Genomic DNA, 13,992 nt, shown 5'->3' with positions numbered 1-13,992 from the left:
AGCAGCCTTGTCGCGGTCAGATCTCTTCCACGCGGGGCTTCCAGAACACCCGCGGTTCCTTGAAGGCCAGTCCGGCACCCCACCAGGCCAGTTCGATCAGCACCGCGCCGATCGCCCCGGCCAGCAGCCCGGTGGCCATCGCGCGGCTGTCGCCGACGTCCAGCAGGAAGAGTTCCCTGGTCAGCGGCCAGCTGAAGATCAGCAGGTAGGCCAGTCCGGAAACCACCACCAGGGCGACCTTCCACCACTGGTACGGACGCGCCACGACGGCCAGCACCCAGGTGGCGGCGACGATCATCCCGGCCAGCGTGGCCGTCGTCGCCTGGCGCATGGCGGCCTCCCCCGCCCCGGGACCGGGCAGCACCAGCAGGTAGGTGACGAAGGTGACCGTCGCCACGATCACACCGGCCGGCACGCCGAGCCGCAGCACCCGCTCGACGAAGCCGGGCCGGGCTCGCTCGTTGTTCGGCGCCAGCGACAGCAGGAACGCCGGGATGCCGATGGTGAACCAGCCGGTGATGGTGATGTGGATCGGCAGGTACGGGAACGGCACCCGCCACAGCACCACCAGCAGCGCCAGCAGCGCCGAGTAGATGGTCTTGGTCAGGAACAGGTTGGCGACTCGTTCGATGTTGCCGATCACCCGGCGTCCCTCGGCGACCACGTAGGGCAGGGTGGCGAACCGGTCGTCGAGCAGGACGATCTTGGCCACCGCCCGGGTCGCCGGCGAGCCCGAGCCCATCGCGACACCCAGGTCCGCGTCCTTGAGCGCCAGGACGTCGTTGACGCCGTCCCCGGTCATCGCCACGGTGTGCCCGTGCTGCTGCAGCGCGCCGACCATGGCTCGCTTCTGGTGCGGGGTGACCCGGCCGAAGACATCGGTGCGCTCGACCGTCTCCGCGAAGGCGACCGGGTCGGCGGGCAACGTGCGAGCGTCGACCGCGTAGTCCGAGACCACCCCCAGCGAGCGGGTGACTGCACCGACCGAGGCGGCATTGTCGCCGGAGATGACCTTCAGCGCCACGCCCTGCTCGGCGAAGAAGGCGAGGCTGTCGGCGGCGTCCGGTCGGACCCGCTGATTGAGTACGACCAGCGCTTTGGGGGTGACCGCGCCGGGGGCGTCCGGGTCGTCGACGGGATGCTGGGCGGTGCCGACCAGCAGCACCCGCAGCCCGCTGGATGCGATCTGTTCGGCCTCGGACGCCGTGGCCGAGCCGGCCGCGGCCAGCACGTCCGGTGCCCCTATCACCCAGCTGACGGCCGCACCGTCCGGACCGACGAAGGTGGCTCCGGACCATTTCTTCGCCGAGGTGAACGGCGCCTTGGCCAGCACCGCCCACGGCTCGCTCGCCGGCGCGAAGACCGCCGCCACGGCCTGCATGGACGCGTTCGGCCGGGGGTCCGACGCGGCCAGCTGCCGCAGCCCCTGCTCGACCTCGGCGGCCACGACCCCCTCGGCAAGCCGCAGCTCGCCGTAGGTCATCCCGTTCTCGGTCAGGGTGCCGGTCTTGTCGGCGCACACCACGTCGACGCGGGCCAGGCCTTCGATCGCCGGCAGTTCCTGGACCAGGCATTTGCGCTGCCCGAGCCTGACCACGCCGAGCGCGAAAGCGACCGCGGTGAGCAGGATCAGCCCCTCGGGCACCATCGGCACCAGCGCCCCAGCCATCGCCAGGACGGCGCGTCGCCAGTCGTCGCCGGCGTGGCTCAGCTGCACCCAGATCGTGGCGGCGCCGACGGGGACGAGCACCCAGGTGATCACCTTCAGGATCTGGTTGATGCCCTGGGTGAGCTCGGACCGGACCAGGGTGAATTTGGCCGCCTCGGCGGTGAGTTGGGCGGCGTAGGACGCGCTGCCGACCTTGGTGGCGCGATAGCTGCCGGTGCCCGAGACCGCGAAACTGCCCGACAGCACCTCGCTTCCGGGGGCCTTCGGCTCCGGATCGGACTCGCCGGTGAGCAGCGACTCGTCGACCTCGAGGTAGTCGGCCTCGACCACGACGCCGTCCACCACGATCTGGTCGCCCGGTCCCACCTCGATCAGATCGTCCAGGACGATCTCCTCGCGGGCCAGTTCCCGGGCGACGCCGTCCCGGCGGATCCGGGGCCGAGCCTCCCCCACCACCGCCAGGCTGTCCAGGGTCTTCTTGGCACGCAATTCCTGGATGATGCCGATGGCCGAGTTGGCGATGATCAGCAGCCCGAAGGCGCCGTTGATCCACGATCCGGTCGCCAGCACGCAGACCAGCAGGGCCGCCAGGATCGCGTTGATCCTGGTGAACACATTGGCCCGGACGATGTCGGCGGTGGTCCGTCCCGAACGCGGAGGGAGGTCGTTGCGCTGCCCCCGCGAGATCCGCTCCGCCACCTCGGCGGCATTAAGTCCCGGATCGATCGTTCGGTTCAGGGCTGTCACCTCCGACAGCTTGCCACACCGCCGGACCCGCCCGGCCAGCAGCGATGCGGCGTGCTCGGGCGAACGTGGACCACTCGCCACTGCCCGTACGCAGAGAATCGCGCGTTATGGCCGCGCCCGAAGCCGGAACCATCAACGGACGCCCAGAAATGCGCGTGATCGCTGGCTCACCAGGACCGCGAAAATGCGCGTTTCGCCGCGGAAGTCACGGCCCTGGTCGATGCACCGGCCGAAAACGCGTGATTCTCAGCGGGCCCGCTTGCGCGGATCTGACCCCTGGATTTGGCCTGCGCTGAGCGGTTCTCGCCGCCCGCACTCGTAGCCTCGATCCATCGATCTGCGCCTACTGCGCCCATCGGTGGATCGAAGGCTCAGGGGACGTCGGTACGGGCCGGCCGCGCCCAGGACGGCTCCACATAGCTGACGTCGATCCCTGCGGTAGTCAGTTTGTCGCTGATCCGGCGGATCTCAGCCTCACTGGGGAGCTCGCTGGTCACCCGGAGGAACTCGGCACCGACGTCGAGACGCTCGGCCGGCACCAGCCCGTCGCGGACGATCCGGTCGGCGAGTTCATCGATCTCTTCCTGGCTCATCCGGCGGCGGAGGACGGCGAGCAGAGGCACGTAGTCCGCCTCGGGAATTCCCTGCGGATACCCGCCCTTGAGCCAGTTCACGATCCGTTCGATTCGCGACATTTCGGTTTGGCCCTTACCCTCCTGGCTGGTTGGCGCCGCCATCGACGCCTCCAACGGCCAGCCTGCCTGGGCGAGTCTACCGGCGACTCGGCGCACGTCCGACTCCGACGGCTCCTCCAACGCAGTTCGCCTGATCAGCTCCCTGATCTGCTCATCGGTGTCGGCGGTCGAGGCCGAGGACTGCAACTGGCGGGCCAGTTGCTCAACCTCGGCCTCGGTCAACGACCGGCGCAGGATACCCAGCAGCGCCACATAGTCATGCTGCGGAACCCCATCGGGGTAGCCCGCGCGCAGCCACTGCAGAATCCGCTCGAACAATCCGGTTCGGTCAGCCATGGGATGCGCTGCTCCTACTACTTCTTGATGAAGGTGGGGAAGATGTGCTCGAAGGACACCTTGTAACCGAAGCCGGACGAGATGATGATCGCCAGCCCGATCGCGATGACCGCCAGCACCAGGGCGAAGGCGATCCAGGCGACGACCTTCATCGCCGGCTTGCCCGCCTCGCCGCTGACCTCGGCCGAACCTCCGGACCCCACGGCGAGCGCGCGCACGCCGAAGGCGAACAGGGCCGGCAGGCCCGCGCCGACGATGATCGAGATGGCCACGACCTGGCCGATTGCGTTACCGAACAGTTGAAACATGTCGTTGCCTCCTTCAGGCCTTGGCGCCGATGGTCTCGTCCGAGGCGACGGACGCGCCCGGTGTGGCATCGGCCTGCCATTCGTCGTTGACGTTGCCGGCGTGCACCGCGGTCTTGCGCGAGTGCGCGATCATCCAACCGGTCAGCGCGATCAGCGCGCCGAATACGATCAGGACGCCCGCGTAGCCGCCGATGCCGTTACCGAGGTAGAAGCAGACCGCGCCGACCAGGCCCGCCGCCGGCAGGGTGATGAACCAGGCCAGCACCATCCGCATCGCGACGCCCCAGCGCACGTCCGCGCCGCGCCGTCCCAGACCCGAACCGAGGATCGAGCCGGTGGCGACATGGGTGGTGGACAGCGCGAAGCCCAGGTGGCTGGAGGTCAGGATGACCGCGGCCGAGGACGCCTCAGCGGCCATGCCCTGCGGGGACGAGATCTCGACCAGGCCCTTGCCCAGGGTGCGGATGATCCGCCAGCCGCCGGTGTAGGTGCCGGCCGCTATGGCGATGGCACAGGCGAACTTGACCCACAGCGGCACCGTGGTGGTGTCGGTCTGCACGCCGTAGGCGATCAGCGCGAGGGTGATCACACCCATCGTCTTCTGCGCATCGTTCGTACCGTGGGCGAGCGAGACCAGGGAGGCGGTGCCGATCTGGCCCCAGCGGAAACCACCCTCGGCGTAGCGCGCGGCCACACCCGTGGTGATCTTGTAGACCAGCCAGGTGCCGATGGTGGCAACCAGTGCGGCGACGACCGGGGACGCGAAGGCGGGCAGGATCACCTTGCCGACCACGCCGTCCAGCTTGGTGCCGTCGCCCATCCAGTTGACGCCACTGAAGCCCAGGGCCGCGGCGGTGGAGCCGATCAGGCCGCCGAACAGCGCGTGCGACGAGCTCGACGGCAGACCGAGCAGCCAGGTGAGCAGGTTCCACAGGATGCCGCCGATGAGTCCGCAGAAGACGATCATCAGTAGTTCGTGGCCGTTGTTGGCGAGCAGTTCGGGATTCGGCGCTCCGTTGGAGCTCTGCAGCCGCACCACCGCGTTGGTCACGGTGAGTGCCACCTCGACGGACAGGAACGCGCCGATCAGGTTCAGGACCGCCGACAGTCCGACAGCGGTCTTCGGCTTCAGTGCGCCGGTGGCGATCGAGGTCGCCATGGCGTTGCCGGTGTCATGGAAGCCATTGGTGAAGTCGAACGCAATGGCGGTGCCGATTACCAGGATCAGCAAAAGTAACTCAAGTGTCACATCGGGAAGCCTCACCCCCTCGGATGAACGGGTGGCCCGCCGCAGGTTAATGGAAGGTGTCATCCGCCGGTCGGCTGAGCCAAATCGATGCCCGACGTCCAGGTCCGCACGCTGGGACCCGGAGCCTGTGCCCGCGGACCACTTCCGCGCCCGCGCCCGCCAGTGGTGACCGCGGGGACGGTTCCCTTGGTCACCGTTCCGGTGGTGACCGCGGGGACGGTTCTCTTGGTCACCGTTCCGGTGGTGACCGCGGGGACGGTTCTCTTGGTCACTAACCCCCGCGCTGAGCCGCCTCCGGTGACCAGAAGAACCGTCCCCAGAGACCAGAAGAACCGTCCCCGGTGACCAGAAGAACCGTCCCCAGCGACCAAAAGAACCGTCCCCGGTGACCAGAAGAACCGTCCCCAGCGTTCCATGGACGGCAGAACGGGCGCCGGTTCCCTTGTGGGGAGCGGCGCCCGTTCTTTATGCGTCCCGCGGTCGGGGACGCACGTCTTCGATCAGCGTGCGGCGGTGCCTTCGACGTAGTCGTCGTCGTGGCTCTTCACCCACGCCATCAGCTTGCGCAGTTCACGACCGGTGCCCTCGATCGGGTGGGCCTCGCCGGCGGCCCGGAGTTGCTTGAACTCGGGTGCGCCGGCGTCCTGGTCGTCGATGAAGCGCTTGGCGAAGGCGCCGGACTGGATGTCGGCCAGCACGCCCTTCATGTTCTCCTTCACCCGGGCGTCGATCACCCGCGGTCCCGACACGTAGTCACCGAACTCGGCGGTGTCGGAGACGCTCCAGCGCTGCTTGGCGATGCCGCCCTCGTACATCAGGTCGACGATCAGCTTCAGCTCGTGCAGGCACTCGAAGTAGGCCACCTCGGGCTGGTAGCCCGCCTCGGTGAGCACCTCGAAACCGGCCTGGACCAGGGCGGACGCCCCACCGCAGAGCACCGCCTGCTCACCGAACAGGTCGGTCTCGGTCTCTTCGGTGAAGGTGGTCTTGATGCCACCGGCCCGCAGCCCGCCGATCGCCTTCGCGTACGACAGCGCCAACGGCCAGGCCTGCCCGGACTCGTCCTTCTCGACCGCCACGATCACCGGGACGCCGCGGCCCTCGGAGTACTCGCGACGGACCAGGTGGCCCGGGCCCTTCGGCGCGACCATGCAGACGTCGACACCGGCGGGCGCCGTGATGTAGCCGAACCGGATGTTGAAGCCGTGGGCGAAGAACAGCGCGTCACCCTCCTGCAGGTTCGGCGCGATCTGCTCGGCGTAGATGGTGCGCTGGAACTGGTCCGGCGCCAGGATCATGATCAGGTCGGCCTCGGCGGCGGCCTGGTCGACGCTCACCACCCGCAGTCCTTCGGCCTCGGCCTTGGCGGCCGACTTCGAGCCCGGACGCAGACCCACCCGGACGTCCACCCCGGAGTCGCGCAGCGACAACGCGTGCGCGTGCCCCTGGGAGCCGTAGCCGATCACGGCGACGGTGCGTCCCTGGATGATCGAAAGGTCGGCGTCGTCGTCGTAGAACATCTCTGCCATCTGTATTCCTTTGCTGACTAGTGGTTGCGCACGGGTGTGCGGGTCTTGTCGGTCTTGGACCGGTCGGTGAGCGATTTGCTGCCCCGGCCCAGCGCCACCAGGCCGGACTGGACGAGTTCGCGGACGCCGTAGGGCCTGAGCATCTCGAGCAGGGCTTCCAGCTTGTCCGGCGACCCGGTGGCCTCGATGGTCAGCGACTCGTTCTGGACGTCGACGGTCTTGCCCCGGAACAGCTGGACGATCTCGATGATCTGGCTGCGAGTCCCCGGATCGGCCTTGAGCTTGATCAGCACCAATTCGCGCCGGACCGCGCTCTCTTCGAGCTCGACGATCTTCAGCACCTCGAGCAGCTTGTTCAGCTGCTTGGTGATCTGCTCCAGGAACTGCTGGTTCTCCACCCCGACCTGGAGGGTGATCCGGGAGAGCTCCGGACGCTCGGTCGGGCCGACCGCCAGCGACTCGATGTTGTAGCCGCGTCGGGCGAACAGGCCGGCGATCCGGGCCAGGACACCCGGCTTGTTCTCGACCAGCACGCTCAGCGTGTGCGTCCTCACAGTTCCTCGTCCTCCCAGTCCGGCGCCAGGTCCTTGGCGATCTTGATGTCGTCGTTGCTGGTGCCGGCGGCGACCATCGGCCACACCATGGCGTCCTTGTGCACGACGAACTCGACGACCACCGGCCGGTCGGTGATCGACAGTGCCTTGTTGATCACCGCGTCCACCTCGGAGGGGTGCTCGGCCCGCAGCCCGACCGCGCCCATCGCCTCGGCCAGCTTGGGGAAGTCCGGCACCCGCAGCGTGTTCAGGTCGGTGTTGGAGTAGCGCTGCCCGTAGAACAGGGTCTGCCACTGCCGCACCATGCCGAGGCTCTGGTTGTTGATCACCGCGATCTTGATCGGGATGCCCTCCAGCGCGCAGGTGACCAGCTCCTGGTTGGTCATCTGGAAGCAGCCATCGCCGTCGATCCCCCAGACCACCGCGTCGGGCGCGCCCACCTGGGCGCCCATCGCGGCCGGCACGCAGTAGCCCATCGTGCCGGCGCCGCCGGAGTTGAGCCAGCGTCCGGGCTTCTCGAACGGCAGCAGGTGCGCGGCCCACATCTGGTGCTGGCCGACGCCGGCGGCATAGAAGGCGTCCGGTCCGGTCAACTCGCCGATTCGCTTGATCACGTACTCCGGCGACAGCATGCCCTCGTGGGTGGGCTCGGTCGGCACCCGGTACTTGTCCTTGAGCGCGCCCAGGTAGCGGCGCCAGGCGGTGTACCCGGGCAGATCCGCACCGCGCAGGACGCCGTTCAACTCGGTGATCACGTGCCGCACATCACCCACGATCGGGACGTCGGCCACTCGGTTCTTGGAGATCTCCGCCGGATCGATATCGGCATGGATGATCTTCGCCTCGGGAGCGAAGGTGTCCAGCCGCCCGGTGACCCGGTCGTCGAAGCGGGTGCCGAGCGCGATCAGCAGGTCGGCCTTCTGCAACGCGCCGACAGCCGCGACGGTGCCGTGCATGCCCGGCATGCCCATGTGCTGCTCGTGGCTGTCCGGGAAGACGCCGCGCGCCATCAAGGTGGTCACCACCGGGATCCCGGTGATCTTCGCCAGTGTCGCCAGCTCTTCGGACGCCCGCGCTTTCACCACGCCGCCGCCCACGTACAGGACGGGCCGGCTGGACTCGGCGATCAGCCGCGCGGCCTCCCGGATCTGCTTGACGTGCGGCAGCGTGACCGGATGGTAGCCGGGCAGGTCGATCAACTCGGGCCAGCGGAACTCCGCGGCGTTGACCAGCGCGTCCTTGGCGATGTCGACCAGCACCGGGCCGGGACGCCCGGTCTTGGCGATGTGGAAGGCGGCAGCGATCGCGGCCGGGATGTCCTCGGCGCGGGTGATCAGGAAGCTGTGCTTGGTGATCGGGAAGGTGATCCCCCGGATGTCGGCCTCCTGGAAGGCGTCGGTACCGATCGCGGCACTGGCCACCTGGCCGGTGATCGCGACGATCGGGACCGAATCCATGTAGGCGTCGGCGATCGCGGTGACCAGGTTGGTCGCACCCGGCCCGGAGGTGGCCATGCAGACCCCGACCTTGCCGGTGGCCAGCGCGTAGCCTTCGGCGGCATGCCCCGCACCCTGCTCATGCCGGACCAGGATGTGCCGGATCAGCTCGGACTGGCCGAGCGGGTCGTAGGCCGGCAGAATGCAGCCGCCGGGAATCCCGAAGATGACCTCTACGCCGACCCGCTCCAGCGACTCGACGAGGGCCTCGGCCCCGGTCAGCAGTGGTGGTGCGATGGTGTCGGACATCTCTGTTCCCTTTCTGCGGGTGTGGGTCGCGGTTCCTCTTGCATGAAAAAACCCTCGCTGCGTCGGCAGGCGAGGGTGCGTGTCGGTCGACTAGTCGGCTGACACGCTCACGAAAGTACGAGGAAGATCCGCACGAGAACAGTTTTCGCCTCAGGGCGGATCGTGTCAACTTCTGGACGGGCGTTTCCACGATACGGACCAAGTTTCCGGGACGGACCGGGTCCGGCCGGGTCGGGCCGGACGCCGGGGGTCAGCCGGCGACCCGGGCGCCGACGGCGTCCGCGCACTCGACGATCCGGTGGGCCAGCTCGATGTCGAGTTGGGTGATGCCGCCGGCGTCGTGGCTGCTCAACCGCCAGCGGGTGGTGCGCCAACGGATGTCGATGTCGGGATGGTGGTTGAGCCGTTCCGCTTCCTCGGCGACGGCGTCCACCAGCGCGATGGCGGCCGGGAAGCCGGGGGCTTCGATGACGGCGGTCAGGCTGTCACCGTCGCGGCGCCAGCCGGGCAGGCCGGCCAGCTGCCGGGCGATCTCGTCGTCGGCGAGGAGTCTCATTCCGCCATTCTGCCGTGCCGGCGAAGCCCGCGGTTGCCGAGATCCGGTGGGGTCCGGGCGGACGCCGTGCCGCGGGAGATCTCAGGTGCGGGTTGCGAGTTGACCGGCTCCGTGTTGTGTCGGGGCCAGCCCCCGGGTGAGGATGACCGGACCACCCCGTACCCCACCCCCCGAGGTATCGCGATGTCGTTGCTGCGCGCCGCCAACCCGTCCACCGAGCCGTCCACGGTTCCCCATCGAGGAAGCGCCGGCACGGCTCGGCGCGTCCGGCGCTGGATGTCGGTCGTGGTCGCGGCCGCGACGACCGGAATCGCGCTCACCCCGCCGCCGGCGATGGCCGACGATCTGGTGTCGCCGATGAACTCAACCGTGGTGATCACCGGCGCCGGCTGGGGCCACGGCAAGGGCATGTCGCAGTACGGCGCCTGGGGTGCCGCGGCGTCCGGCCGATCCCACCAGCAGATTCTCGCCTTCTACTACCCGGGCACCACGCTCGGAAAGCTGAAGTCCGGCAACACGATCCGGGTCTGGCTGACCGCCGACACCGACGGCGTGCTGAACGTCATGCCGGAGACCGGCCTGCGGGTACGGGACTCGGCGGGTCGCAGCTACACCCTGCCGAACGGATCGACGTACCGGCAGTGGCGGATCAAGCGCGCGGGTGCCGCACGGGTCCTGCAGTACCTGAACGGTTCCGGCGCCTGGGTGACCCGCAGCACCGCACTGGCCCGGACCGGCCGGGTCTGGACCTTCGACAATCCCAAACGCGCGATCGTCAAGGTGCGGATGCCCAGTGGCAAGGATCGCGACTACCGCGGCAAGGTCGCCCTGCGGTTTTACGAGTCCAGTGCCCGCACGGTGAACACGGTGGGCATGGAGGACTATCTGCGCGGGGTCGTCCCGCGGGAGATGCCGACCTCATGGCACAGCGAGGCGGTGCAGGCGCAGTCAGTGGCCGCCCGGTCGTACGCCGCGCGCGCCCAGCTCAGCCCGCGGGCGTCCAGCTACGACATCTGCGACACCGCCGCCTGCCAGGTCTACGGCGGCCAGGACGACGAGAGCACCGGCGGCGACAAGGCGGTCGCGGCGACCAGCAACGAGGTGCTGCGGACCGGATCCGGCATCGCGCTGACGATGTTCTCGTCAAGCAACGGCGGCCATAGCGCCGACGGCGGGACCTCGTACCTGGTCGCCAAGCCGGACCCATACGACGCGCGGATGCGCAACCCGAAATGGTCGAAGTGGCTGACGTCGGCGCAGATCCAGGCCGCCTATCCCAGCATCGGCAGCTTCCGGGGCGTCCAGGTGACCACCCGCGATGGGAACGGGCCCTGGGGCGGACGCGCCGAGCAGGTGGTGATCAGCGGCAGCAAGGGCGCGGTGCGGGTCACCGGAGGCTCGTTCAAGAGCAAATTCGGTTTGAAGGAGCGCCTCTTCGCGGCGTTCGGCGGGCTGCAGCCCGGCACCGGCAACCACGACCGGTGGCAGGGCGACCTCGGCGGGACCACCGGACGCCTCGGCGGCCCCGACGCCAGCGAGGTGGCTGTCGCCGGCGGACTGTTCGCCAGCTTCGAGGGCGGCGATCTGTACTGGTCGAAAGCCACCGGCTCGCGCCTGCTGACCGGGGCCGTCGCACTCGCCTACGCCAAGGCCGGCGGGCCGTCCGGAAAGCTCGGCTTCCCGGTCGCGGACGTGGCCCCTGGGATCGATGGCCTGAGTGCCGAATTCCAGCGGGGCACGATCAGCTGCCCGAGTAGCGGGTCGTGCACCGTCTCGTCCAGCTGAGGAAGGCTGATCCTGGTCGGTCGAGTCTGTGACCGGGGATCGAGCCTGTCGAGTTCCCTGCCGGACCTTCTCGGATGAGTTAGCCGGCGAGGGCGGTATAGGTCTCATCCAGGTCGATACCGGGGTCCCGGTCGAACAGGGTCCGCAGGCCGGGGTCGTCGGCGTAACGAGGGACGAGGTGGACGTGCAGATGAAACACCTCCTGGCCGGCCACCGCACCGGCGTTGGACAGCAGGTTCAGTCCGTCGGCACCCAGCCGCTCGACCAACAGCCGCGACGTCGACGCGATCGCCGGAGCGATCTCGGTGAGCGCCTCGTCGGCGTCCAGGACGTCGTCCACATGCCGGCGCGGGATCACCAGGGTGTGTCCGCGCTTCCACGGGTTGATGTCGAGGAAGGCGACCGCACGGTCGTCTTGGTAGATCCGACGGGCGGGGATGTCCCCGGCGACGATCGAGCAGAACAGGCAGGCCATGCCCGGAATCTAGCCGGTGACAGGCACCGCCCCTCGGGATGGAACGCCGGGGACGGTTCTTTCGGTCCGTTGGCGGTGCTTGTGGACCGAAAGAACCGTCCCCTCGTACCGAATCAACTCCCGACCGGGAGCCGGACCGGGAAACCGGCCCCGGCGAGCGCCTGCTTGACCTCGACGATGCTCAGGGTGCCGTAGTGGAAGACGGACGCCGCGAGCACCGCGTCCGCACCGGCGCGGGCGGCGTCGACGAAGTGCTCCACGGTGCCTGCCCCACCCGAGGCGATCACCGGGACGTCCACCACCTTCCGGACGGCCTCGATCATCTCCAGGTCGAATCCGGCGGTGGTGCCGTCTGCGTCCATCGAGTTGAGCAGGATCTCGCCGGCACCGCGATCCACGGCCTCCTTGACCCAGGCGATCGCGTCCAGGCCGGCGGGCTTGCGACCGCCGTGCGTGGTCACGCCGAAGCCGGACGGCTGCCCGGCTTCGCGGCGGGCGTCCAGGGAGAGCACCAAGACCTGGTTGCCGAAGCGGGCGGTGATCTCGTCGATCGCGGCCGGACGGCTGATCGCGCCGGTGTTGATGCCGACCTTGTCGGCACCGGTACGCAGCAGGGCGTCCACATCGCCGACGCCACGGACTCCCCCGCCGACGCACAGCGGGATGAACACCGTCTCAGCGGTGCGGCGGACCATGTCGAAGGTGGTCGCCCGGCCCTCCGACGAGGCGGAGATGTCCAGGAAGGTGAGTTCGTCGGCGCCCTGGTCACCGTAGGCGGCGGCCAGTTCGACGGGGTCGCCGGCATCGCGCAGATTGAGGAAGTTGACGCCTTTGACGACCCGGCCGTCGTGGACGTCCAGACACGGAATCACCCGGATCGCGACGCTCATGCCGCTCAGGGTAGCGGCGATCGCCGGTTGGTCAGCCGGTGACCGTGATGGTGACCCGGCGGTTCAGCGCCCGTCCGCTCTCAGTGGAGTTGTTGGCCACCGGACGGCTCTCGCCATAGCCCTTGACCGCGTAGCTCAGGCCGGGCAGGCGGGCCGCGAGACCCGACCGGACGGCCTCGGCCCGGCGCGTGGCGAGGCGCAGGTTGTAGGACTTCGACCCCTTGCTGTCGGTGTAGCCGGCGACCCGCACCTTGGTGGCCCCGAGATCCTTGAGCCGCTGCGCCGCCCGGTCGAGCGCCGCCGCGCCCTTGGCGTTGAGGTCGGCCTTGCGATAGGCGAAGAACACGTCCGCCTTGAGCATGATCTCGGCACCGGTCTCGGTCACCGACCCGTCCAGGTTGGCCTCGGGAAAGGTGATGTCCCGAACCTGGCCGTCGAAGTCCCGGACAAAGGGGTCGGCGGCCGCGGACGCCGAGGGCGACGGGGAGGCGGACGACGAGGACGGAGATGGCGACGTCGGGGACGGAGATGGCGACGTGGTCTCGGCGTAGGCCGTCCCGGTCGCACCCGCCGCCAGCAGGCTCAAAGCCGTCAGCGGCAACGCCCACCGCTTCATCGTTGCACCGGGACGTTGACGAACGTGCCAACCCCGGGAATCGCCACATTCACCGTGTCGACGCCCGCGGGGATCGCCCGGTAGGTCGCTGAGAACGCCATCGCCGCCTCCGGCTTGAGCGTCTCCCAGCGCGGCGTCTCCGAGCACAGGCACACCCCAGCCGAGTCGCGGGCGGGCAGGTATCGCCGCTTGTTCACCGTGTCGATCAGATACACCCCGTCAGCCACCCTGAGGTCGTTCTCGACGTCCTTGTCGGAGCCGGGCACGGTGGCAACCAGCCGGTCGCTGAAGACGCCGGTGTCCTTGTACAGGCCCCCGACCAGCTGAAGCGAGTCCTTGCCGGAGAGATTGGTCAGGGTCCAGGTGATCGTGGTGACGTCCCCGGTCACCACCACCTGGTTGAGGTCGACCTTCGCCTTCGTGCCCTCGTAGCTCGTCGCGCGGGAAGCGAGTACCGCGTCCGGGGTCGGCGGCGCCGCCGGCGGCGTCGTCGTGGCAACTGAAGGCTGCGTCGATGCTGCCGTGCTCGGCGTGGGCGGCGCACTGGTCTGGCCGCCGCCTCCCGGCAGCGTGCAACCCGCGCAGGTGAGCAGGGCGAACACGATCAGGACGGTGCGGCGCATGGGACTCCTCAGGTCGGCTTCGGACGACCCTAACCCGGCGGGTGACGGGCCGGTCCATCGCCGTCCGAATGGCAGATCTCAGTTCAGCGACGTCGGCAACCCGCCGATGGATGGCTCGGCAGCTTCGGCGGCGTGGGTTCGACAAGATGATGTGAATCTGGGCACCGAGTTCGGTGCCCAGATTCACATCACGTTGATCTGTCCGGGCGGTGTGT

At 68.8% G+C, this 13,992-nt stretch carries 13 protein-coding genes; 1 reads left to right on the top strand and 12 read right to left on the bottom strand.

The genetic code is table 11. The features are described 5' to 3' along the window. Positions 1-16: 16 nt before the first annotated feature. The 8 genes from QM711_RS00265 to QM711_RS00230 form a co-directional block, all read right to left on the bottom strand. Positions 17-2,416, bottom strand: coding sequence for an HAD-IC family P-type ATPase (locus QM711_RS00265; protein WP_415095724.1), 2,400 nt, complete (start codon positions 2,414-2,416; stop codon positions 17-19). A 371-nt stretch (positions 2,417-2,787) separates the two neighbouring features. After that, a complete protein-coding gene (locus tag QM711_RS00260; RefSeq protein WP_415095723.1) occupies positions 2,788-3,447 on the bottom strand; it encodes a DUF3349 domain-containing protein in 660 nt (219 codons plus the stop codon). Positions 3,448-3,464: 17 nt separating this feature from the next. Continuing rightward, the gene (locus QM711_RS00255) at positions 3,465-3,755 is read right to left on the bottom strand and encodes a hypothetical protein (protein WP_415095722.1); all 291 of its coding nucleotides are present in this window, start codon (positions 3,753-3,755) and stop codon (positions 3,465-3,467) included. Positions 3,756-3,768: 13 nt separating this feature from the next. Further along, positions 3,769-5,004: an inorganic phosphate transporter gene (locus tag QM711_RS00250; protein WP_415095721.1), complete on the bottom strand. Its 1,236-nt coding sequence runs from the start codon at positions 5,002-5,004 to the stop codon at positions 3,769-3,771. Positions 5,005-5,504: 500 nt separating this feature from the next. Then, positions 5,505-6,533: a ketol-acid reductoisomerase gene (gene ilvC / locus QM711_RS00245; protein ID WP_415095720.1), complete on the bottom strand. Its 1,029-nt coding sequence runs from the start codon at positions 6,531-6,533 to the stop codon at positions 5,505-5,507. Positions 6,534-6,550: 17 nt separating this feature from the next. After that, the gene (ilvN, locus tag QM711_RS00240) at positions 6,551-7,087 is read right to left on the bottom strand and encodes an acetolactate synthase small subunit (protein ID WP_415095719.1); all 537 of its coding nucleotides are present in this window, start codon (positions 7,085-7,087) and stop codon (positions 6,551-6,553) included. Next, on the bottom strand, positions 7,084-8,832 hold the full coding sequence (locus QM711_RS00235; protein WP_415095718.1) for an acetolactate synthase large subunit: 1,749 nt from the start codon (positions 8,830-8,832) through the stop codon (positions 7,084-7,086). The genes ilvN and QM711_RS00235 overlap by 4 nt, the downstream gene beginning before the upstream one ends. A gap of 250 nt (positions 8,833-9,082) precedes the next feature. Then, complete coding sequence (locus tag QM711_RS00230; protein ID WP_415095717.1) at positions 9,083-9,388, bottom strand: 4a-hydroxytetrahydrobiopterin dehydratase; 306 nt, start codon at positions 9,386-9,388, stop codon at positions 9,083-9,085. A 183-nt stretch (positions 9,389-9,571) separates the two neighbouring features. Between QM711_RS00230 and QM711_RS00225 the strand changes: the two genes are divergently transcribed. Next, on the top strand, positions 9,572-11,173 hold the full coding sequence (locus QM711_RS00225) for a SpoIID/LytB domain-containing protein (protein WP_415095716.1): 1,602 nt from the start codon (positions 9,572-9,574) through the stop codon (positions 11,171-11,173). Between the two features lie 79 nt (positions 11,174-11,252). On the opposite strand, the gene QM711_RS00220 is transcribed toward QM711_RS00225, so the two are convergent. The 4 genes from QM711_RS00220 to QM711_RS00205 all read right to left on the bottom strand — a co-directional run bounded on the left by QM711_RS00220 (position 11,253) and on the right by QM711_RS00205 (position 13,777). Beyond that, a complete protein-coding gene (locus tag QM711_RS00220) occupies positions 11,253-11,648 on the bottom strand; it encodes an HIT family protein (protein WP_415095715.1) in 396 nt (131 codons plus the stop codon). A gap of 113 nt (positions 11,649-11,761) precedes the next feature. Then, positions 11,762-12,538: an imidazole glycerol phosphate synthase subunit HisF gene (hisF, locus tag QM711_RS00215; RefSeq protein ID WP_415095714.1), complete on the bottom strand. Its 777-nt coding sequence runs from the start codon at positions 12,536-12,538 to the stop codon at positions 11,762-11,764. Between the two features lie 31 nt (positions 12,539-12,569). Next, positions 12,570-13,154, bottom strand: a complete 585-nt coding sequence (locus QM711_RS00210) for an OmpA family protein (RefSeq protein ID WP_415095713.1) — start codon at positions 13,152-13,154, stop codon at positions 12,570-12,572. Further along, positions 13,151-13,777, bottom strand: coding sequence for a hypothetical protein (locus tag QM711_RS00205; RefSeq protein WP_415095712.1), 627 nt, complete (start codon positions 13,775-13,777; stop codon positions 13,151-13,153). Before QM711_RS00205 ends, QM711_RS00210 begins: the two co-directional genes overlap by 4 nt. Positions 13,778-13,992 lie beyond the last annotated feature (215 nt).

Source organism: Micropruina sp., from assembly GCF_047602385.1.
Taxonomy (GTDB): Bacteria; Actinomycetota; Actinomycetes; order Propionibacteriales; family Propionibacteriaceae; genus Micropruina.
Note: the sequence above shows the minus strand (reverse complement) of the source record. Positions and strands in the feature narration are given on the sequence as shown.